We start from the raw sequence: 20137 nt of genomic DNA, 5'->3' as shown, positions 1-20137 counted from the left end.
CATGAAGTTTTTACCCTATATTTTTCTTCTCTGTTGTGGTCTTTGGTCGACCATAAGCTTCGCAGACGGAGATTACATCGAATATCGTGGCATCAGTAGTAACAACCGTGTCACACTTGATCCACTACGTCTGAGCAACAAGGAATTACGTTGGCTCGCGAGCAAAAAAAATCTTGTGATTGCAGTACACAAGTCCCAAACAGCTACGTTGTTGCATACCGATTCGCAGCAACGGATTCGTGGTATTAATGCTGATTATTTAAATCTTTTAAAAAGAGCGTTAAATATCAAATTAACACTCCGGGAATACGCAGATCATCAAAAAGCAATGGACGCGCTGGAAGACGGTGAAGTTGATATAGTGTTATCACATTTAGTTGCTTCGCCGCCTCTTAATGATGACATTGCTGCAACTAATCCTCTGATAATTACCTTTCCGGCGCTGGTCACTACCCTTCACGATTCAATGCGACCGCTTACCTCATCAAAACCAGTAAATATTGCTCGAGTAGCAAATTATCCCCCAGACGAGGTAATTCATCAATCATTTCCAAAAGCAACAATTATCTCTTTTACAAATTTATATCAGGCATTAGCATCCGTCTCAGCCGGACAGAATGATTACTTTATTGGTAGTAACATCATTACCAGCAGTATGATTTCCCGTTATTTTACTCACTCCTTAAATGTAGTGAAGTATTATAACTCACCGCGTCAATATAACTTTTTATTAACCAGAAAAGATTCAATCGTTCTTAATGAAGTACTCAATCGATTTGTTGATGCTTTAACAAATGAAGTTCGCTATGAAGTATCACAAAATTGGCTTGATACAGGAAACCTGGCCTTTCTGAACAAACCATTAGAACTCACTGAACATGAAAAACAGTGGATTAAGCAGCATCCCGATTTAAAGGTGCTGGAAAATCCTTACTCGCCACCCTATTCTATGACAGATGAAACTGGCTCAGTTCGGGGCGTGATGGGTGATATTCTTAATATTATTACCTTGCAAACAGGTTTAAATTTTTCTCCGATCACCGTTTCACATAATATTCATGCTGGGACACAGCTTAACCCCGGTGGATGGGATATATTGCCCGCCGCTATTTATAGTGAAGATCGAGAAAATAATGTTTCATTTGCTGAAGTCTTCATAACAACGCCTTACGTTTTTGTCATGCAAAAAGCGCCTGACAGTGAACAAACATTAAAAAAAGGAATGAAAGTTGCCATTCCATATTATTATGAGCTTCATTCGCAATTAAAAGAGATGTATCCGGAGGTAGAGTGGATAAAAGTCGATAACGCCAGCGCTGCATTTCACAAGGTCAAGGAAGGTGAACTTGATGCTCTGGTCGCGACACAGTTAAATTCGCGTTACATGATCGACCATTACTATCCTAATGAACTTTATCATTTTCTTATTCCCGGCGTTCAGAATGCATCACTTTCGTTCGCTTTTCCTCGCGGAGAACCGGAACTTAAGGATATTATTAATAAAGCACTGAATGCAATTCCCCCAAGCGAAGTTCTGCGCCTGACCGAAAAATGGATTAAAATGCCCAATGTGACCATTGACACATGGGACCTCTATAGCGAGCAGTTTTATATTGTTACGACATTATCCGTTTTATTAGTTGGCAGTAGCCTTTTATGGGGATTCTACCTGTTACGCTCAGTTCGTCGTCGTAAAGTTATTCAGGGTGATTTAGAAAACCAAATATCATTCCGGAAAGCACTCTCGGACTCCTTACCGAATCCAACTTATGTTGTAAACTGGCAAGGTAATGTCATTAGTCATAATAGTGCATTTGAACATTATTTCACTGATGATTACTACAAAAATGCAATGTTGCCATTAGAAAACAGTGAATCCCCCTTTAAAGATGTTTTTTCTAATACGCATGAAGTCACAGCAGAAACGAAAGAAAACCGAACAATATACACACAGGTATTTGAAATTGATAATGGCATCGAGAAAAGATGCATTAATCACTGGCATACCTTATGTAATCTGCCAGCAAGCGAACATGCTGTTTATATTTGTGGTTGGCAAGATATTACCGAGACGCGTGATTTAATTCATGCACTCGAAGTAGAGAGAAATAAAGCGATCAATGCAACTGTCGCAAAAAGCCAGTTTCTGGCAACAATGAGTCACGAAATAAGAACACCAATAAGCTCCATTATGGGCTTCCTGGAACTTCTGTCGGGTTCTGGTCTTAGCAAGGAACAACGGGTGGAGGCGATTTCACTTGCCTACGCCACCGGACAATCACTCCTCGGCTTAATTGGTGAAATCCTTGATGTCGACAAAATTGAATCGGGTAACTATCAACTTCAACCACAATGGGTCGATATCCCTACTTTAGTCCAGAACACTTGTCACTCTTTCGCTGCGATTGCTGCAAGCAAATCGATCGCATTAAGTTGCAGCAGTACGCTTCCTGAACGCTACCTGGTTAAGATCGACCCTCAGGCGTTTAAGCAGGTCTTATCTAATTTACTGAGTAATGCTCTCAAATTTACTACCGAGGGGGCAGTAAAAATTACGACCTCCCTGGGTCACATTGATGACAACCACGCTGTTATCAAAATGACGATTATGGATTCTGGAAGTGGATTATCGCAGGAAGAACAACAACAACTGTTTAAACGCTATAGCCAAACAAGTGCAGGTCGTCAGCAAACAGGTTCTGGTTTAGGCTTAATGATCTGCAAAGAATTAATTAAAAACATGCAGGGCGATTTGTCATTAGAAAGTCATCCAGGCATAGGAACGATATTTACGATCACAATCCCGGTAGAAATTACCCAACAAGTGGCGGCTGTCGAGGCAAAAGCAGAACAACCTATAACACTACCTGAAAAGTTGAGCATATTAATCGCGGATGATCATCCGACCAACAGGCTATTACTCAAACGCCAGCTAAATCTATTAGGATATGATGTTGATGAAGCCACTGATGGTGTGCAAGCGCTACACAAAGTCAGTATGCAACATTATGATCTGCTTATTACTGACGTTAATATGCCGAATATGGATGGTTTTGAGTTGACTCGCAAACTCCGTGAGCAAAATTCTTCCTTACCCATCTGGGGGCTTACAGCCAACGCACAGGCTAACGAACGTGAAAAAGGGTTAAATTGCGGCATGAACTTATGTTTGTTCAAACCGTTGACTCTGGATGTACTGAAAACACATTTAAGTCAGTTACACCAGGTTGCGCATATTGCACCTCAGTATCGCCACCTTGATATCGAGGCCCTGAAGAATAATACGGCGAATGATCTACAACTGATGCAGGAGATTCTCATGACTTTCCAGCATGAAACGCATAAAGATCTACCCGCTGCGTTTCATGCACTAGAAGCTGGCGATAACAGAACTTTCCATCAGTGTATTCATCGCATCCACGGTGCGGCTAACATCCTGAATTTGCAAAAGTTGATTAATATTAGCCACCAGTTAGAAATAACACCTGTTTCAGATGACAGTAAGCCTGAAATTCTTCAGTTGCTGAACTCTGTAAAAGAACACATTGCAGAGCTGGACCAGGAGATTACTGTTTTCTGTCAGCAAAATGACTAAATAGCGGCTCCCACAATGTTCAAATGTGGGAGCTATTTACCAGCACATCTTACATTTATGATGAGAACTCCTGGCGAATTTGTTCCCCATGCTGGTCGAGCGTTGCCGCTCCCGGCATAACATGCGGGTCCGCGCAGCCGCTGATTTTTATCGGATTACCCGGCATCATTATTCCCCCGGCTTCAATCAACATATTTCTCGCCTGAGTTTGTGGTAAATTAATGGCCTCAGCCACACTTAATAACGGCGCGACGGGCACACCAACTTCATGTATTCTGGCTAACCAAACTTCAGCTGCCTGCGTTTTTAACGTCCGCTCAATATATTGTTTAAGAATAGCCTGGTTTTGTACGCGTAAAATATTGCTGCTAAATCGGGGATCATTAACCAGTTCTGTAAGCTCCAGTGCCTGGCATAACACAGAAAAAAGCTTGTCATTACCACAACAAATCGTAATCGGCTTATCCTGAGTATCGAAAACATCAAAAGGTGCCATGTAGGGATGGCGATTTCCCAGGCGTTGTGGTGACTTCCCAGTCGCGATATATGCCATCAGTCCATGCTCCAGAAAACTCAGAGTGGCATCAAACATCGCTATATCGACATGCGCCCCTCTCTGGCTCTTTTCGCGGCCATAAAGTGCACTCACTATTCCACTGAATAAATAAACACCGCCACAGAGATCCGCAAGAGAGGTACCAACGCGCACTGGCGGAGCATCAGGGTATCCTGTTTCCATCATTATCCCGCTCATTGCCTGAATGATGGTATCGTAGGCAGGAGCATCTTTTAGCGGACCGGTATGTCCGAAACCTGACGATGAAGCATATATAAGGCGCGGGTTGATTTCTTGTAGCGTTTCCCATGAAAACCCTAGTTTTTCCATTGTACCTGGGCGAAAATTCTCAGCTAATACATCCGCTTGTTTAAGCATATTTATAAATATACTTTTATCGTGATCATTCTTTAAATCAAGAACCACACTCTCTTTGCCATGATTAATAAAACTGTAATAGAGTGACTGTCCATCCACATAGGGACCAAATGTGCGGGTATCATCACCATGACCCGGCGGCTCAACTTTAATTACCCTTGCACCCATATTACAAAGAAGTTGAGTTCCGAAAGGCCCATTAAGGACATGCGTCATATCGATAACTAATAAGCCTTCAAACGGCCCTTTGCATTCATTATTTGTCATTTGCTTATGCCTTGAAAAAAGCCGAAGGTGAAAAGACACTTCGGCATTTATGTAAAATCAATAACATGATTAATTATGAAACCAGTCGACTGACATAAATCCACAAAGGAGCCGTGACGACAAAACCCAGTACGCTCACAGCCAATGACGCTGTACCAGTGCGGGTGTAGACATTAAACCGGCTGGCAATAATGATTCCGGAGAATGCCGGCGGTAATGCGCCTGCCAGTACCATCATCTGCAAATGTTCGCTATTCAAATGACATGCCATACCTACGAGAAGCAGCGCCAGTGGCATCAGAATCAGCTTCAGGAAAGTGTTATAAGCAATTTCGGCACTGAACTCGAATTTATGTGCAGCCAGAGTCAACCCCGCAGCGAATACCGCTACCCCTGAGTTAGCCTTCGCAATCAGATTAAAGGTTGGGTCCCATGCTGCCGGAATTTTTACCCCAACCAGCACCAGGATCGTTGCCAGAACAGGTGCCCATACTACTGGCTCCTTTGCCGCAGAAATTAATGCGCTCAGATTACTATTCTTCTTACCATCCGCTCCTGAGGAAGGATTCAGCAAATACAGACCAATAGGAATAGTAATTGCGTTAACAATAATAGAAATAATTGCTACCACTAAACCTGTTGATACGGAATCACCATAAATAGGGTCGAGAACTGCAAACCCCAGGAATCCGATGGTAGGTGAGCCTGCAATTAATGCACATACTGCTGCTTCTGCATGGGTACGTTTAAAAAATTTGTAGCAACCAAACCAGGAGAAAAAGAAACATCCGACAATAACCACAAGTGATACAAGGGTCAGGCGAGTGTCCGCAAAAATCATTTCCCTGTTTGCCCGGGTAATAGAAACAAATAGGGCCGCAGGAAGAGCGTAGTTTAATACCAGTTTATTAAATGCCCGAGCTTGATCTTCTGAAAAAGTTTCTCGTCTGCCGCTAAAATAACCCAACAGCATGATTACGATAATAGGCAATAAATCGCCAATAAAAAATGTTAGCATAATAGTATTTCCGATAAGGGTCCCCTCACCATCGCATAATAAGTTGGCAAGAGGAGACGATGTCAGTATTTAATTACCAGCGACTTGTTTTGGGTTAAGTTTGGTAATATGGCCACTTTCAGTTCCTGCTGCTGGGTCGATGACCACATTAATAATGGTCGGTTTGCGCGACTGAATTCCGGTGGTTAAAGCATGACGAAGTTCATCTGTCGTGGTGACGTTATAGCCAAGGCCACGAAACGCATCCATTAATTTGTCATACCTTGCATGGTGCAACAGATCCGTTGGCGATGGTGCACCAGCGCCGCTGAGATCAACACCGTCTCCTCTGTAGATGCCGCCATTATTAAAAATAACGATCGTCACCGGCAGGTTATATCGACAAATCGTTTCAATCTCCATCCCACTGAAACCAAAAGCACTATCACCTTCAATAGCGACAACCGGAGAACCAGAGGTCACGCTAGCACCGATGGCATAGCCCATACCGATGCCCATGACACCCCAGGTGCCACAATCCAGACGACGACGTGGTTTATACATATCAATAATATTTCGTGCATTATCCAGGGTATTTGCCCCTTCATTAACTAAATAAATATCCTGGTTCTCGCGCAAAACATCGCGCACGGCACTCAATGCATTAAAGTAATTTAATGGTTGGGTATCTGTACTTAACTTTTCATGCATTTTTTGTGCATTTTGCTGCTTGTGGATATTTAAAATATCGCGCCACACCAGTGGAGTCGTAAATGTGTTTTGTTTCAATTCTGCCAGCATACCTTGCATACTGGATGCAATATCGCCAACGACTGGCACAGCAATGGGGCGGTTGCTGTCAATTTCCTGCGGTTCAATATCCAGTTGAATAAACTGTGTATCTGCCGCCCATCCTTTTTTACCGTGTGCCAGTAACCAATTCAGTCGTGCACCAACAAGCATGACAACGTCAGCATTTGCCAGGGCAAACGAACGCGCAGCTGCCGCAGAAAGTGGATGCGTATCTTCGAGGATCCCTTTCGCCATAGACATTGGCAGGAATGGAATCTGGGCACTTTCAATAAATTCACGAAGCTGTTCATCAGATTGTGAATACGCCGCGCCTTTGCCAAGGATAATTAATGGTCGTTCAGCTTTTGCTAAAAGCGAAATTGCGCTAGTGACTGACTTCGGGCATGGCAATAATGCTGGCGACGGATTTTCAACTTTAACAATCGTGGTTAACGCTTCGTCTTTTTCCATCGTCGCGGCCAGGACATTTGCTGGCAAATCAAGATAAACACCGCCAGGACGACCCGATACTGAGACCCGGATAGCGCGTGCCAATGCAATGCCAAGATCCTGCGGCTGATTAACGCGAAATGCTGCTTTGGCATACGGTTTTGCCGCATTCATTTGGTCCAGCTCTTCATAATCACCTTGCTGGAGATCGACGATCGCGCGGTCGCTGGAGCCGCTAATCATGATCATCGGAAAACCATTTACCGTTGCATTGGCCAATGCGGTCAAACCGTTGAGGAATCCTGGCGCAGACACTGTCAGGCAGATCCCTGGTTTTTGGGTAAGAAAACCGCTTGCTGCAGCGGCATAGCCTGCCGACTGCTCATGACGAAAACCAATATAACGAATGCCTTCCGCCTGGGCATGGCGCGCCATATCCGTCACAGGAATACCTACAACACCATAAATAGTGTCAATATTATTCTGTTTTAATGCTTCAACGATGATATGCATACCATCTGTCATTTGAAGTTGATCTGACATGATTAATAACCTCGAAATTTTTATAAATTGGGAGCCAGAAGCCCCCGTTAATATCAGATGGCGTGGTTTTGCTTCATTGCAGCAATTTCATCGTCGCTATAACCCAGCTCCTGCAATACAGCAGCGGTATGTTCACCTAATAGCGGCGCAGCTTTAATATCCGGCGTAAAGGCAGAGAATTTCATTGGACAACCAACTGTCAGATATTTTCCACGCAACGGTTGTTCCACTTCGACAACACTGCCACTTTGGCGCAAAGAGGGATCAAGTGAAATTTCTTTCATACTTAAAACCGGTGCACAAGGAATATCAAACTGAGTCAAATAGGCCACCGCTTCATGTTTATCAATAGTGACAGTGTATTTTTCGATTTCAGCAAAAATATCGAAAATATGTGGCTGTCGGGCATGGGCTGTACTGTATGCCGGATCGGTAATCCATTCTGGTTTGCCGATGGCTTTACAGGTGTTTTCCCAATTTTGCTCCTGAATAGTGAAATAAATATAGGCGTTAGGATCGGTTTCCCAGCCTTTACATTTCAGGATCCAGCCAGGCTGACCGCCCCCACCCGCATTACCACCGCGGGGAACTGCATCACCAAATGTGCCATTCGGATACTGCGGGTATTCTTCCAGATAACCCAATTTATCGAGACGCTGCTGGTCGCGTAATTTCACGCGGCAAAGGTTCAACACGGCATCCTGCATTGACATGGTGACTCGTTGCCCACGCCCCGTTTTTTCGCGATGCAGCAAAGCAGCAAGTAAACCGATCAGCAAATGCATTCCGGTGTTGCTGTCACCCAACGCTGCAGCGCTTACCAGCGGCGGACCGTCCCAAAAACCTGTAGTAGATGCCGCGCCACCCGCTGCCTGAGCAACGTTTTCATAGGCTTTTACATTCACATAAGGCGAACACTCATCAAACCCTTTGATCGAACCAAAAATCAGACGTGGATTGATTTCTTGAATATGCTCCCAGGTGAAGCCCATATGATCAATGGCCCCTGGATGAAAGTTCTCGACTAAGATATCAGCTTCGCGGATCAGCTTTTCCATTACCTCTTTGCCTTCCGCTGTTTTGGTATTTAATTCAATAGAACGTTTGTTACTGTTAAGCATGGTGAAGTAAAGCGCATCGATATCAGGAATATCTCGCAGCTGGTGGCGCGTTACGTCACCAACGCCGGGACGTTCAATTTTAATGACGTCAGCGCCAAACCAGGCCAGCATTTGAGTACAAGATGGGCCAGATTGCACACCGGTGAAATCGAGAACTTTAATTCCTTGAAGTGGAGTTGACATAGCAATACCTATTAGTTAATTAAATATGTGTTAATTTAGCGTTTATTTAAGGCATAACGCCTCTATAAATAATCTGCAAAATATCGTCGTAGCTGCACTCGAAATTTTTAAATTCCTGTATCAAGTGCTGAAAATCATTTCATCGCTACTTCCAATTCCTTTCTGCATGGTAAGTAGTGAGGACGAAAAGAAGAATATAATAAATATTGGCTCGCGGTAATCAGAGAGAGCCGCGACATTTGTGATGTTATTCTTACAACTGTAAGAAGTGTCAGTGATTTACAAGTAAGGTTATGATTACACTATTTAAAGCGTACCATAAAATATAACATAACAAATGATTTGTGATAATATGGGATTATTGCGGTTTACTTTGAGGAAGATAAAATGCGAGTTTATAGAACCGCGAGCGCCAAATAATTTTATGACCACAACCTGTCGTATTGTGGTCATAAAAAATTGTCGACTGGAGGGAGTTAAATCCTTTACCTCAATATATTGCCTGTCAGGTTTAGTTCACAAACAGTGCTTCGCTATCAACGATGATTCCATCTTCCGCACCTTTAAGCGCCAGGTTTGCCTCGTAGTATTGCTTTTTATCAAGCAGTTTCTGCGCATCAGCAAGTGCATTACGAGTCTGTTTAAGCGGCATCAAATATTGGTTTTCCATTACACCAACACCGGCCAGGCGAAGCTCTTCCATTGCACCCTTTTTATCCCCTTTCGCCATTTTTTCGTTGGCAATTTTTATCGCGGCTTCTTTTTCGGGGGTTGCTACATAACTCTCAGAAATTCCGACAGATGCATTAATGACAATATATTGGTCATCATTGACGTTGGTCTTTTTACCTGGCTTAGCGAACTTTGCCCATTCGGTACTATCATCTGACAGCAAAGCGGAAGCTTCATTGGTCAGTTCTTTTGCCTTTTCCGGATCGCCATGAAACAGAGCCAGGCGCGCTACCTGCACGTCACGCATCGCATATAAACCTTGTTCAGAGATACGCTCTGCTGCCGCTGCCGTTTTCTGGGTTTGCTGAACTTGCTGAGTTTGCTGTTGTGCCGCTACCGGTGCATTATCAGCAGCCCATACAGTTGAAGATGCCAGAATTGCTGTGACCATCGTAGCCATAATTAAACGTTTCATACTTACCTCATTCTTTAACAGTTTTAGAAAACGCCGCCATCATATTGGGTGAGCATGAAATGAGAAATCAGAGAGCAACGGACATTTTGAAAGGGTTATCTTACAACTGTAGTTATTATCGCAAAGCGGCATTTAGTCTTACAGTTGTAGGAATATGCTTCCTGTCACAGAGAACTATTCTTATATACCAAAAAGAGATGTCATTTATTATATCGATGTAAATACTGATTAATTATATGTAAATACAGCAATAACGTCGTAGGTTTTCAGTGAACCATTTTCAGGATAACTTTCTATGAAAGTAAACTTAATGCTTTTTAGCTTATTTTTATTGGTCTCTATTATGGCATGCAATGTTTTTGCATTTTCTATTTCTGGTGGTGGTAGTGAGGCGAGCTATAAAGAGACAGAAAAAACGTCAGCGATGACGACAACTCACTCTACAAAAATTCAGCCATCACAGGCGATTTTGTTAAAAATGAGAGAAGATGCGCCACCATTAAACCTCACAGAAGAAATTCCGCCCCCTTTTCCGACAAAGGCGAATTATCTTATCCATCCTGTGCGATAGCGTCTGTCACACGGCAGGTGAACAATCATGTCTGATGCTGATGTGAACACCTGCCCAAATGAGCCATCCTGACCCACTATCGCCTGCCATACCCCACCATAAAGCGAATCATCAAGCCACAAGCCGGGGCAAGAAACATAAATATCCCCGTCACTAGTTCATTACCGCCAGTTAACCACATGGTGAAGTAGTAAATGAGTGCAGCGAGGATCACCATGCCGAAGAAAGAAGAGACCGCCGATATCATGTTCAGTACCTGACCGATGTATCCGCTTACGCAGACAATACACAGGGCGAGAAACATCCATAAATAAATCATAGCTCAACCTCCTGCCGCGCTAAAAAACCTGTAACTTCAGTCACTTTAATAGTAAGACAATCCTTAACCTCTGGCAATTTTTGCTAAGCATCAATGAAAACAGCAAGTTAAATGCAACGCTATTGCGTGCGGAAAACTTTTTACTTTGCACGATTAATAATCAGTAGCTGAAAGCAGTCAGCGAGTGATAAAGTACAGATACCGCATTCATGCTCCTCGTGGTTATGTCCTGACTAGTCTTTACACTCTTTACAGGAACCATTGTCGTACATGATGGCCTAATCAATTGAGTGTACCGCTGTCGACATGGAATCTTCTGCGATACAACAATTCGTATCTACAGAAGGTAACTATGTTTCCAAAATGCAAATTTTCCCGCGAGTTTCTGCATCCTCGCTACTGGCTCACGTGGTTTGGGCTTGGTGTACTCTGGCTTTGGGTACAGCTTCCTTATCCTGTTCTCTGCTTTCTCGGCACGCGTATCGGCACAATGGCGCGACCATTCCTGAAACGTCGTGAATCTATCGCCCGTAAAAACCTGGAACTTTGTTTCCCGCAGCATTCTGCGAAAGAGCGCGAGAAGATGATTGCCGAAAACTTTCGTTCACTCGGCATGGCGCTGGTAGAAACCGGCATGGCGTGGTTCTGGCCCGACAGTCGCGTACGTAAATGGTTTGATGTGGAAGGGCTGGATAACCTTAAACGCGCACAAATGCAAAATCGCGGCGTAATGGTTGTCGGCGTCCATTTTATGTCGCTGGAACTGGGCGGTCGGGTGATGGGACTTTGCCAACCAATGATGGCCACCTATCGCCCGCATAATAATCAGCTGATGGAATGGGTGCAGACCCGTGGTCGCATGCGCTCTAACAAAGCGATGATCGGCAGAAATAATCTGCGCGGTATTGTCAGTGCACTGAAGAAAGGTGAAGCGGTATGGTTTGCTCCCGATCAGGATTATGGTCGTAAAGGCAGCTCCTTCGCGCCGTTCTTTGCGGTGGAAAATGTCGCCACAACCAATGGCACCTATGTCCTCTCTCGTCTCTCTGGCGCAGCCATGTTGACCGTAACGATGGTAAGAAAAGCGGATTACAGCGGATATCGTTTGTACATCACCCCAGAGATGGAAGGCTACCCGACAGATGAAAATCAAGCCGCTGCCTATATGAACAAGATTATCGAGAAAGAGATCATGCGCGCACCGGAGCAGTACCTCTGGATCCACCGTCGCTTTAAAACGCGCCCGGTGGGTGAATCGTCGTTATACATTTAACAAACGGCTCTCACTCTTTCCCTCCTCAAATCAGCCATAATAACCTCATGGTTTTTATGGCTTTTTTCTTAAGGTTTTTTCCTTCGCTGAATATCTAATTATTACCGTCAGAAATTAAACTGTCGCCGATATGAGACACCTGTAAGTTACTAAAAGTAAATAAGAAAATGCCTCTTGTCTCGTTTCAGTTTTAGGCGTACATTAGCGCCGTCTCGAGCAGTTTAGCTCAGAATTCTGGGATGATGCCCACGGTAAAATACAGGACGTTTAAGGTCGTTTTGCCCGGTGTCAACTCACTGTATCAGGTGTAATAAAGTCATTCAGGCGTAACAGTAGTTACGCGGAGAGATGTAAAGTGAAATATTTCTTTATGGGCATTTCTTTTATGGTCATCGTTTGGGCCGGTACTTTTGCCCTGATGATCTAAAAGCAAACTGTGCAATGAAAAACAGGAGCCATCAGGCTCCTGTTTGCATTTCTGGCGATGGTGTTTATTCCGCGTTTTCGTGAATATGTTTGCTGCTGGCAGGTAGTAAACCGTCGGCACGGAACATCGCTTTAATCCCACGAATCGCCTGACGAATACGGTCGCGGTTTTCAATCAGTGCAAAGCGCACATGCGTATCGCCGTAGTCGCCAAAGCCAATCCCTGGAGAGACACAGACCTTCGCTTCGTTAAGCAATTTCTTGGCAAATTCCAGCGAGCCCATGGCAGCATACGGTTCCGGGATTTTCGCCCAGACATACATCGAAGCCTTCGGCATTTCGACCATCCAGCCCGCTTCATGCAGCCCTTTCACCAGCACATCACGGCGGCGTTTGTACTGTTCGGCAATATCGCGCACGCACTGTTGATCGCCCTCCAGCGCCGCAATAGCCGCCACCTGCAACGGCGTAAAGGTGCCGTAATCGTGATAGCTTTTAATACGTGCCAACGCGCTGACCAGCGTTTTGTTACCGACCATAAAGCCGATACGCCAGCCCGCCATGTTGTAGCTTTTCGACAGCGTAAAGAACTCGACCGCCACGTCGCGTGCACCTGGCACCTGCATGATTGACGGCGCTTTCCAGCCATCGTAGACGATGTCCGCATAGGCCAGGTCGTGGACCACCAGCACATCGTAGCGTTTCGCCAGCGCCACAACCTTTTCGAAGAACTCCAGCTCCACGCATTGCGCGGTTGGGTTCGACGGGAAGCCGAGGATCATCATCTTCGGTTTCGGATAACTTTCGCGAATGGCGCGTTCCAGTTCGTTGAAGAAATCGACACCTTCCACCAGCGGCACTGAGCGTACCTGCGCCCCGGCAATCACCGCGCCGTAAATATGAATGGGGTAACTTGGATTCGGCACCAGCACTGTGTCACCGTGATCCAGTGTCGCCAGCATCAGATGCGCCAGGCCCTCTTTCGAACCAATAGTGACGATGGCTTCTGATTCCGGGTCGATTTCAACGTCGTAGCGATCCTGATACCAGCGGGAAATGGCGCGACGTAACCGCGGAATGCCGCGTGAAGTGGAGTAACCATGCGTGTCCGGGCGCTGGGCCACCGTACATAATTTTTCGACGATATGCGGCGGAGTCGCACCGTCCGGGTTACCCATACTGAAATCGATAATATCTTCGCCGCGCCGACGCGCAGCCATTTTCAGTTCAGCGGTAATGTTAAAAACGTAGGGCGGGAGACGATCAATACGCGTAAAGCGACGTTCAGGGCGAGTGTCAGCCATAATTTCCTCAGATTAACGTTAGCGCCCGGACCGTCCGAGCGACGTCGCCACGATGGTGGCTGTTTTGAAAATAGCCTGATTAATTTCTGTCTGTCCAGCGTTTTAGAACATTTTTATCAATGGCTTTAAATGAGGAACTCCACTTCAAAAACAGGAAATTTATCTACGCTAACAAGAAAATTACCACTCATTTTATTAACATTATAATTTCAATAAATTTACCAACCAGATGTGCATTATCAAGAGATGCATTGCTAATACACCATTTATCTTTCAATCCCCTTTTAAAATTGTGGTTTTTCCTCAAAAACGGCCTGCTGGTCATCAGCCTTCAGGTTACCTATCATAGAGGTTTAATCCTTATTCAGAGTCACCCGTGCACGAAATATTCAACATGCTGCTGGCGGTCTTCGATCGGGCCGCGTTAATGCTTATCTGCCTGTTTTTTCTCATCCGTATCCGCCTGTTTCGCGAACTGTTGCACAAGTCGGCACACTCACCGAAAGAGCTGCTCGCCGTTACCGCCATTTTCTCGCTGTTCGCCCTGTTCAGCACCTGGTCCGGCGTTCCCGTAGAAGGCTCGCTGGTGAACGTACGTATTATCGCGGTGATGTCAGGCGGAATTCTGTTTGGCCCGTGGGTGGGCATCATTACCGGCGTGATTGCGGGTATTCACCGTTATTTAATTGACATCGGCGGCGTAACGGCGATCCCCTGCTTTATCACCAGCATTCTGGCGGGTTGTATATCGGGCTGGATCAACCTGAAAATCCCCAAAGCACAGCGCTGGCGCGTCGGTATTCTCGGCGGCATGTTGTGTGAAACGTTGACCATGATTCTGGTGATTGTCTGGGCACCAACTACCGCATTGGGGATCGATATCGTCTCTAAAATCGGGATTCCAATGATCCTCGGTAGCGTCTGTATCGGCTTTATTGTGCTGCTGGTGCAAAGCGTTGAGGGCGAAAAAGAGGCCAGCGCCGCGCGGCAGGCCAAGCTGGCGCTGGATATCGCCAACAAAACGCTACCGCTGTTTCGCCATGTCAATAGCGAGTCATTACGCAAAGTTTGTGAAATTATTCGCGATGATATTCACGCCGATGCGGTGGCGATGACTAATACTGATCATGTGCTGGCCTATGTCGGCGTGGGTGAACACAACTATCAGAATGGCGATGACTTCATTAGCCCGACTACCCGACAGGCGATGAATTACGGAAAAATCATCATTAAAAACAATGATGAAGCCCACCGCACACCAGAGATTCATTCCATGCTGGTGATCCCATTGTGGGAGAAAGGCGTTGTGACCGGAACGCTGAAAATTTACTACTGCCACGCGCATCAGATAACCTCGTCATTACAGGAAATGGCGGTCGGTCTGTCACAAATCATCTCCACGCAACTGGAGGTTTCGCGCGCTGAGCAGCTGCGTGAAATGGCAAATAAGGCAGAGCTTCGCGCCCTGCAAAGCAAAATTAATCCCCATTTTCTGTTTAACGCTTTGAACGCTATTTCATCGTCAATCCGTCTGAATCCGGATACTGCTCGCCAGCTGATCTTTAATTTGTCGCGCTATCTGCGCTATAACATTGAATTAAAAGACGATGAGCAAATCGATATCAAAAAAGAGCTGTATCAAATTAAAGACTATATTGCCATTGAGCAGGCCCGCTTTGGCGACAAGCTGACGGTTATCTATGATATTGATGAAGAGGTGAATTGCTGCATTCCCAGCCTGCTGATCCAGCCGTTGGTGGAAAACGCCATTGTCCACGGTATCCAGCCTTGCAAAGGTAAAGGCGTTGTCACCATCAGCGTTGCAGAGTGCGGTAATCGGGTACGCATTGCGGTGCGAGATACCGGGCACGGCATCGATCCAAAGGTGATTGAGCGGGTCGAAGCGAACGAAATGCCGGGCAATAAAATTGGCCTGCTGAATGTCCATCATCGCGTGAAGTTATTGTATGGCGAGGGGCTGCATATCCGCCGCCTGGAACCAGGAACGGAAATTGCGTTTTACATTCCTAACCAACGCACCCCAGTCGCCTCACAGGCTACCTTATTGCTTTGAGCCGGAGTGATATTGTGAAAGTCATCATTGTTGAAGACGAATTCCTGGCACAACAGGAACTGAGCTGGCTAATTAAAGAGCACAGCCAGATGGAGATTGTCGGCACCTTTGACGACGGTCTGGACGTGTTGAAGTTTTTGCAGCATAACCGCGTCGACGCCATTTTTCTGGATATCAATATTCCGTCGCTGGACGGTGTGTTGCTGGCGCAAAACATCAGCCAGTTCGCCCATAAACCGTTTATTGTATTCATCACCGCGTGGAAAGAACATGCGGTGGAAGCATTTGAACTGGAAGCGTTTGACTACATTCTCAAACCGTATCAGGAGTCACGCATTACCGGGATGCTGCAAAAACTGGAAGCAGCCTGGCAACAACAGCAGACCAGCAGTACGACACCTGCCGCGACGGTAACGCGTGAGAATGACACCATTAATCTGGTGAAAGATGAGCGAATCATCGTCACGCCAATTAACGATATCTATTACGCCGAAGCGCACGAGAAAATGACCTTTGTCTATACGCGGCGTGAATCCTACGTAATGCCGATGAACATTACCGAGTTTTGCAGCAAGCTGCCGCCGTCGCATTTTTTCCGCTGCCATCGCTCATTTTGTGTCAATCTGAACAAAATACGCGAAATCGAACCGTGGTTTAATAACACCTACATTCTGCGGCTGAAAGATCTGGATTTTGAAGTGCCGGTCAGCCGTAGCAAAGTTAAAGAATTCCGCCAGTTAATGCATCTGTAATCGGGAACTTTCATGAAAGCACCAGGCTTGCCCGCCGATCAACAATTTTTCGCCGATCTGTTCAGCGGCCTGGTGCTTAACCCGCAACTCCTTGGGCGCGTCTGGTTTGCCAGCCACCCCGCCTCATTGCCAGTGGGCAGTTTATGTATTGATTTTCCCCGTCTGGATATCGTGCTACGCGGCGAATACGGCAATCTGCTGGAAGCAAAGCAGCAACGTATGGTGGAAGGAGAAATGCTGTTTATTCCGGCACGCGCGGCTAATTTACCGGTCAACAACAAACCGGTGATGCTGTTAAGCCTGGTGTTCGCACCGACCTGGCTTGGCTTATCATTTTACGATAGCCGCACCACGTCGTTGTTACATCCTGCTCGCCAGATCCAACTTCCCAGCCTGCAACGCGGCGAAGGTGAAGCGATGCTTACCGCCCTCACCCATCTTAGCCGTTCGCCGCTGGAGCAGAATATCATTCAGCCACTGGTGTTAAGTTTGCTGCATCTTTGCCGTAACGTGGTGAATATGCCGCCGGGCAATTCGCAGCCGCGCGGCGATTTTCTCTATCACAGCATTTGTAACTGGGTTCAGGATAATTATGCCCAGCCGCTCACCCGCGAGAGCGTGGCTCAGTTTTTTAATATCACGCCCAATCATCTGTCAAAACTGTTTGCTCAGCATGGAACAATGCGTTTTATCGAGTATGTTCGCTGGGTACGAATGGCAAAGGCAAGGATGATTTTGCAGAAATATCATCTGTCGATTCATGATGTGGCACAGCGTTGCGGTTTTCCGGACAGCGACTATTTTTGTCGCGTTTTCCGGCGTCAGTTTGGCCTGACGCCGGGAGAGTACAGCGCCCGTTTTCAGGGCTAACGTCAGAAGGTTAATTCCGTTTCCAGCAGCGTCAGGATGCTTTGCGCATCTTGCGCGGCAAACAACGACTGGCGGAAGTTTTTATTCACCAGTTTGCGCGCCAGCTGCGAGAAGACTTTCACATGATTCATCCCTTCGTTAGCGCCCAGCGTCAGCATGATCACCAGTTCGACTTCGCCCATTTCTGACTGCCAGTCAACCGGTTTCACCAACCGGGCAATGCTGATACTGGAATGACGGATCCACTGTGATTTGGTGTGCGGGATCGCCACGCCAAAACCAACGCCAGTAGTAACAATCTCTTCCCGCTGCCAGACATCTTCTTCCAGCTCGAACGGATGTTCAGTACGCCCGTTAACACCGAGGTTACCGCACAGGAACTGGATCGCCTGCTCTTTATTACTAAAGGACTGATCAACAAAGATATTCTCTAGTGCCAGCAGTGGGCGAACGTCTTCTTCCGGCGCAAACGCGGTAAGTAACGCTTCAATTTCCTGCGCGCTGCGGCACTCGCACGCCTGACGCGCCAGTTCCCGACACGCCTCGCTATCCAGTTGACGAAGCTGGCTTTTCACTGCCGGAATACGCGGGCTACTCATGCTTAGCTCATCCAGGCCCAGCCCTAGCAGTAGCGGCAGATAACGACTTTCACCGCCCAGTTCACCGCAAATACCTACCCATTTGCCGCGCTGATGCGCAGCGGTAACAATCTGCTGCAACATGCGCAGGAACGATGGCGTAATCGGGTTATACAGCGGCGATACGCGCGGGTTATTACGATCGACCGCATACAGATACTGGGTCATATCGTTGGAGCCGATACTGAAGAAATCGACCTCATCGCAGAAGTGGTCGATGATGTAGCACACCGACGGCACTTCCACCATGATACCCAGCGTAATCGTCTCTGCATGACGCAGGCCATCGCGCTTAAGCTCAACGATCGCTTTTTGGATCTCACCCTTCACCCATAAGATCTGATCGAGACTGTGGACCATTGGGATCATCAACTGGGCGTTGCCGAAACTGGCAGCGCGCAAAATCGCCCGCAATTGAGTACGGAACAGGCCAGCAAATTCCGGGTAAATACGTACCGCGCGATAGCCGAGGAACGGGTTCTCTTCCTGGGGAATGTTGAGGTAAGGAATGCTTTTATCGCCACCGATGTCCATCGTGCGGAAGATAATCGGCTTGTCGCCCGCCGCCAGTAGCACCTGCTGGTACGCTTCAAACTGTTCCTGCTCGTCCGGCGCGCTGTCGCGATCCATATAGAGCATTTCGGTACGAAACAGCCCAACGCCTTCCGCGCCGTTGGCAAACGCGCCTGGGGCTTCCAGAGCTGTGCCAATATTCGCCGCAATATCAATACGCTTTTTATCACGGGAATAGGCCAGCTGCGCGGCAGCTTGCGCCTGTTGTTTTTGGCGTTTATCCGCCAGCGTCTGCGCCACCTGGTAATAACCGCTCACCGCATCGTTGGGATTAATTGCCAGTACGCCGCACTGGGCATCAAGCACTGCAGGTTGCCCGGCATAACGGGCAATCGCATCCAGCGGCAGGCCGCTCAGTACCGGGATCGCCGAAGCGCGGGCCAGAATCAGGGTATGCGAGGTGCGCCCGGTTTTCTCCAGAATCATGCCCGCAAGATTTTTTAAATCGAGGCTCAAAAACTGGCTTGGGGTTAAATCTTCAGCCACCAGAATGGTCGGTTTTTCAAGCACCAGATTATTGCGCGGTTTTAGTTCCGGCCAGGTGATATGCAGCAACTGTTCGCTGATATCGCGAATGTCGCTGACCCGCTCGCGCAGATAATCGCTGGCAGAAGCAGAAAGTTTGGCACAAATCTGCTCCATATTGCTGATGATCGCCGCCCCCAGCCCCTGATGCTGTTCTGCCATCAGGTGACGGATATTGCCTGCAAATTCATCATCCTGAATCAGCGACAAATGGGCGCTGAGGATAGTTTTGCTTTCGCCGTCACGCTCACGCAATTGCTGGTTCAGTTGCTCGGCAAGCGTTGCCAGACTGTGCTCCAGTAGGGTGGAATCTTGCGCACTCGCAGGGATCACCCGATAACTGTCGAGGCTGTCGCTCTGTAACAGGGTCAGTGTACCCACGCCAACGCCGCTTGCCAGCACGTTGCCGTACAGTAAATCCGGGTTCAGGCGGCTTAATGAACTCGGCAGCGGATGCGCCGTCAGTTCTGCCAGCGTCGGCTGGACGCTATCGCTGTCGATAAAGCGCACCTGGATATACTCTTCCAGCACTCGCCGCGCCTGCTCTTCATCGCTACCGCTAATGTTCAGGCTGCAACTGTCATTAAATAAAGTGCCAGTGCCAATCAGCGCCAGCGAGCTTTTCGCATCGGCCTTTGCGTTCTGGCGATGGTTAATAAAAGTGATTTCGCTTTGCCACTGGCTGCACTGCTCTTTAAGTTCCCACGCCGGACGAGCATGTAGACCGTTAGGCAAAGGACAGAGAAATTGAATCGTTAACATAACCGCTCCGGGTTAATCAGG

Annotated in this window: 15 protein-coding genes; 7 read left to right on the top strand and 8 right to left on the bottom strand. The window is 46.9% G+C overall.

Annotated elements, in window-relative coordinates; genetic code table 11:
- Position 1 precedes the first annotated feature (1 nt).
- The gene (gene evgS / locus EAS44_RS08230) at positions 2–3595 is read left to right on the top strand and encodes an acid-sensing system histidine kinase EvgS (protein WP_001331804.1); all 3594 of its coding nucleotides are present in this window, start codon (positions 2–4) and stop codon (positions 3593–3595) included.
- Between the two features lie 55 nt (positions 3596–3650).
- On the opposite strand, the gene yfdE is transcribed toward evgS, so the two are convergent.
- The 5 genes from yfdE to yfdX all read right to left on the bottom strand — a co-directional run bounded on the left by yfdE (position 3651) and on the right by yfdX (position 10029).
- On the bottom strand, positions 3651–4796 hold the full coding sequence (gene yfdE / locus EAS44_RS08225; protein WP_001331805.1) for a CoA:oxalate CoA-transferase: 1146 nt from the start codon (positions 4794–4796) through the stop codon (positions 3651–3653).
- 73 nt (positions 4797–4869) lie between these two features.
- Positions 4870–5814 (bottom strand): transporter YfdV, encoded by a 945-nt coding sequence (gene yfdV / locus EAS44_RS08220; RefSeq protein WP_000955028.1) that lies wholly within the window; start codon positions 5812–5814, stop codon positions 4870–4872.
- Between the two features lie 69 nt (positions 5815–5883).
- Positions 5884–7578 (bottom strand): oxalyl-CoA decarboxylase, encoded by a 1695-nt coding sequence (gene oxc, locus EAS44_RS08215; protein WP_001283509.1) that lies wholly within the window; start codon positions 7576–7578, stop codon positions 5884–5886.
- Between the two features lie 53 nt (positions 7579–7631).
- Positions 7632–8882 carry a formyl-CoA transferase gene (gene frc, locus EAS44_RS08210; RefSeq protein ID WP_000106759.1) on the bottom strand — a complete coding sequence of 417 codons (1251 nt, stop codon included), beginning with the start codon at positions 8880–8882 and terminating at the stop codon, positions 7632–7634.
- 511 nt (positions 8883–9393) lie between these two features.
- On the bottom strand, positions 9394–10029 hold the full coding sequence (gene yfdX / locus EAS44_RS08205) for a YfdX family protein (RefSeq protein WP_000825602.1): 636 nt from the start codon (positions 10027–10029) through the stop codon (positions 9394–9396).
- A gap of 295 nt (positions 10030–10324) precedes the next feature.
- Here yfdX and ypdI point away from each other — a divergent pair, with 295 nt between their 5' ends.
- Positions 10325–10600, top strand: a complete 276-nt coding sequence (gene ypdI / locus EAS44_RS08200) for a colanic acid biosynthesis lipoprotein YpdI (protein ID WP_000867659.1) — start codon at positions 10325–10327, stop codon at positions 10598–10600.
- A gap of 76 nt (positions 10601–10676) precedes the next feature.
- Here ypdI and yfdY read toward each other — a convergent pair whose 3' ends face one another.
- The gene (gene yfdY / locus EAS44_RS08195; protein WP_000639874.1) at positions 10677–10919 is read right to left on the bottom strand and encodes a YfdY family protein; all 243 of its coding nucleotides are present in this window, start codon (positions 10917–10919) and stop codon (positions 10677–10679) included.
- A gap of 352 nt (positions 10920–11271) precedes the next feature.
- Between yfdY and lpxP the strand changes: the two genes are divergently transcribed.
- Complete coding sequence (gene lpxP, locus EAS44_RS08190; protein ID WP_000484022.1) at positions 11272–12192, top strand: kdo(2)-lipid IV(A) palmitoleoyltransferase; 921 nt, start codon at positions 11272–11274, stop codon at positions 12190–12192.
- Positions 12193–12547: 355 nt separating this feature from the next.
- Positions 12548–12619, top strand: coding sequence for a membrane protein YpdK (gene ypdK, locus EAS44_RS08185; RefSeq protein WP_010723117.1), 72 nt, complete (start codon positions 12548–12550; stop codon positions 12617–12619).
- Positions 12620–12683: 64 nt separating this feature from the next.
- On the opposite strand, the gene alaC is transcribed toward ypdK, so the two are convergent.
- Positions 12684–13922, bottom strand: a complete 1239-nt coding sequence (gene alaC, locus EAS44_RS08180) for an alanine transaminase (RefSeq protein WP_000785931.1) — start codon at positions 13920–13922, stop codon at positions 12684–12686.
- Positions 13923–14298: 376 nt separating this feature from the next.
- Here alaC and ypdA point away from each other — a divergent pair, with 376 nt between their 5' ends.
- Genes ypdA through ypdC form a run of 3 tightly spaced genes read left to right on the top strand, consistent with a single transcriptional unit; the run spans position 14299 to position 17618 of the window.
- Complete coding sequence (gene ypdA / locus EAS44_RS08175) at positions 14299–15996, top strand: two-component system sensor histidine kinase YpdA (RefSeq protein ID WP_000544377.1); 1698 nt, start codon at positions 14299–14301, stop codon at positions 15994–15996.
- A 14-nt stretch (positions 15997–16010) separates the two neighbouring features.
- Positions 16011–16748: a two-component system response regulator YpdB gene (ypdB, locus tag EAS44_RS08170; RefSeq protein ID WP_001314031.1), complete on the top strand. Its 738-nt coding sequence runs from the start codon at positions 16011–16013 to the stop codon at positions 16746–16748.
- A 12-nt stretch (positions 16749–16760) separates the two neighbouring features.
- Positions 16761–17618 (top strand): AraC family transcriptional regulator, encoded by an 858-nt coding sequence (gene ypdC, locus EAS44_RS08165; RefSeq protein WP_000646822.1) that lies wholly within the window; start codon positions 16761–16763, stop codon positions 17616–17618.
- Between the two features lie 2 nt (positions 17619–17620).
- Here the strand turns inward: ypdC and ptsP are convergent, their stop codons facing one another.
- Entirely contained in the window at positions 17621–20116 is a 2496-nt protein-coding gene (gene ptsP / locus EAS44_RS08160; protein WP_000955887.1) for a phosphoenolpyruvate--protein phosphotransferase, read from the bottom strand.
- Between the last annotated feature and the right edge of the window lie 21 nt (positions 20117–20137).

It is taken from the genome of Escherichia coli DSM 30083 = JCM 1649 = ATCC 11775 (assembly GCF_003697165.2).
GTDB lineage: Bacteria > Pseudomonadota > Gammaproteobacteria > Enterobacterales > Enterobacteriaceae > Escherichia > Escherichia coli.
Note: the sequence above shows the minus strand (reverse complement) of the source record. Positions and strands in the feature narration are given on the sequence as shown.

Excerpts from the sequence above, each read along its gene's own strand:
- oxc (WP_001283509.1), bottom strand. The coding sequence starts at position 7,578 with ATGTCAGATCAACTTCAAATGACAGATGGTATGCATATCATCGTTGAA.
- frc (WP_000106759.1), bottom strand. The coding sequence starts at position 8,882 with ATGTCAACTCCACTTCAAGGAATTAAAGTTCTCGATTTCACCGGTGTG.
- yfdE (WP_001331805.1), bottom strand. The coding sequence starts at position 4,796 with ATGACAAATAATGAATGCAAAGGGCCGTTTGAAGGCTTATTAGTTATC.
- evgS (WP_001331804.1), top strand. The coding sequence starts at position 2 with ATGAAGTTTTTACCCTATATTTTTCTTCTCTGTTGTGGTCTTTGGTCG.
- yfdV (WP_000955028.1), bottom strand. The coding sequence starts at position 5,814 with ATGCTAACATTTTTTATTGGCGATTTATTGCCTATTATCGTAATCATG.
- alaC (WP_000785931.1), bottom strand. The coding sequence starts at position 13,922 with ATGGCTGACACTCGCCCTGAACGTCGCTTTACGCGTATTGATCGTCTC.
- yfdY (WP_000639874.1), bottom strand. The coding sequence starts at position 10,919 with ATGATTTATTTATGGATGTTTCTCGCCCTGTGTATTGTCTGCGTAAGC.
- ypdI (WP_000867659.1), top strand. The coding sequence starts at position 10,325 with ATGAAAGTAAACTTAATGCTTTTTAGCTTATTTTTATTGGTCTCTATT.
- ypdC (WP_000646822.1), top strand. The coding sequence starts at position 16,761 with ATGAAAGCACCAGGCTTGCCCGCCGATCAACAATTTTTCGCCGATCTG.
- ptsP (WP_000955887.1), bottom strand. The coding sequence starts at position 20,116 with ATGTTAACGATTCAATTTCTCTGTCCTTTGCCTAACGGTCTACATGCT.
- yfdX (WP_000825602.1), bottom strand. The coding sequence starts at position 10,029 with ATGAAACGTTTAATTATGGCTACGATGGTCACAGCAATTCTGGCATCT.
- lpxP (WP_000484022.1), top strand. The coding sequence starts at position 11,272 with ATGTTTCCAAAATGCAAATTTTCCCGCGAGTTTCTGCATCCTCGCTAC.